The organism is Methylobacterium sp. J-030 (assembly GCF_022829545.1).
GTDB lineage: Bacteria > Pseudomonadota > Alphaproteobacteria > Rhizobiales > Beijerinckiaceae > Methylobacterium.
This window is the reverse complement of sequence record NZ_JAKSYM010000166.1, coordinates 1-1,549: the sequence shown is the minus strand read 5'-3', so window position 1 is coordinate 1,549 and position 1,549 is coordinate 1. Positions and strand designations below refer to the sequence as shown.

The 1,549-nt window shown below is 68.0% G+C and carries 3 protein-coding genes; 2 read left to right on the top strand and 1 reads right to left on the bottom strand.

Annotation, left to right across the window (positions count from 1 at the left end; all coding sequences use genetic code 11):
• The coding region (locus MKK75_RS10220) for a hypothetical protein (protein ID WP_244042479.1) at window positions 1-254 on the top strand (254 nt) is incomplete at its 5' end.
• Between the two features lie 21 nt (window positions 255-275).
• Here the strand turns inward: MKK75_RS10220 and MKK75_RS10215 are convergent.
• Window positions 276-647 (bottom strand): hypothetical protein, encoded by a 372-nt coding sequence (locus MKK75_RS10215; protein WP_244042478.1) that lies wholly within the window; start codon window positions 645-647, stop codon window positions 276-278.
• A 562-nt stretch (window positions 648-1,209) separates the two neighbouring features.
• Here MKK75_RS10215 and MKK75_RS10205 point away from each other — a divergent pair.
• Complete coding sequence (locus MKK75_RS10205) at window positions 1,210-1,392, top strand: hypothetical protein (RefSeq protein WP_244042477.1); 183 nt, start codon at window positions 1,210-1,212, stop codon at window positions 1,390-1,392.
• Window positions 1,393-1,549: the final 157 nt, after the last annotated feature.

Genomic DNA, 1,549 nt, shown 5'->3' with positions numbered 1-1,549 from the left:
CCATGAGCCTCATCGACCTCGAACGCCGCCTCGCCCGCCTGGAGGCCGCGCGCCACACCGGTGCCCCCACTGCCCTCCTGTCGGATCACCCGATCGACGACACGGCCGGCGATCTGCGGGCGGCCGACGCCCTGACGAACTGGCAGCGCTGGACTGCGCAGGGCCGAGCGACCGTCAGCAATGGCGTGCTGTGCCTTATCAGTCCCGAGCTGACGGTCGAGGAGTGGACAGCCCGGTTCGTCACCGAGCATTGACACCTAGACCGTCGGTCAGAGCTAGGCGCTGCGGAGAACGGTGGCGCGCGGCCCTGCCAGGCTGACGCCGCGCTTACCGCCGTTCGGGGGAGCTGCATCCGACCACGCCGCAGGGTTCTGTCGAGAGAGGTCGTAGAGCGCGTTGCCGACGAACCCGGCCACACGGCGTAGGCTGGCTCCTTCGCAGGTAGCGGCGATCTGCACCCCGAGGTGGCGCGTGTGACTGCGCCCGTAGAGGTAGATCGCGAGCCGGGCCCGTGTCGCCTCGGGGATCCCGCCGAGTTGCCCCGACAGCGCCTCCGACCCTGCGCGATAGAGTTGGCTGAGCGTATCGATCGGCACCGGGCAATCACCGGCCGGATCTTCGGCGCTGACGGGGTAGGCACGGTTCACGACGGTACCTGCAGGCTGACCGTCGATAGGGTGCCGATCTCATGGTTAACGAAGCCTTGCGAGTGACCTCCACGAACGTGGGGATGTTTGAGCCGAACTATCCTCCTCACACGCGCGTTACCGGCGTTCTTCGGCACGGAGGCATCGATGCGTCAGCGCACCCTCGTCACAGCTATCCCGTTCATGCTGCTCTTCTCCGGCGCAGCGTTCGCGCAGGCACCAGCGGCTACCCCACCCGGGACAGCCCCGGGCACACCTGGCGTGGCCGCACCTCAGCCGGGTTCGACCGGTGCGCCGGGCACTGTGACGGGGACGCCGACCGGTCAGCCGGCCGACACTGTGACGAACAACTCGGCAGCTGGTGGAAATGCCGGCCAGCCGGAGCGGCCCCTGCCCCAGGGTGGCGGCGGCGGCAAATGAGCAGGTCACGGCGCCGACTGGGGCTGAGGCAATCATCGCCTATCGACTGTGGTTGCCAATAGCGCAGGATCTGCGACCTTCAGGCAAGACGCCGGGCGGGTCTGCTGATCCGCGCGACGACACAGACATCACGAGGGACGGCATGGTCATGGCCGAGACAGACAAGCCATCGGGCGTGAGCGTCGTGCCGCCGACGATACCGATCCCGAACGTCAACGTGCCGGACCCGACGACCGGCAGCGAGCCTGAGAGCAAGGATCCGGTCAAAAAGGCCGAGGGCAAACCTGACGATCCGGACGAGGCGGCTAAGGACGGACTGGCGTAAGCATCATGCGCCGCTCGATCGCGCTCCTCGCTGCTCTGGCCAGCGTCACCTGCCTTCCCGCCGCTGGACGTGCCCAGAGCACGTCGGAGCCACCTCGGAGGCCAGTGTCGGGAGCTACGTCCGCCGGCGAGGAAGCGGCATCAGCCGTCGATCCAGC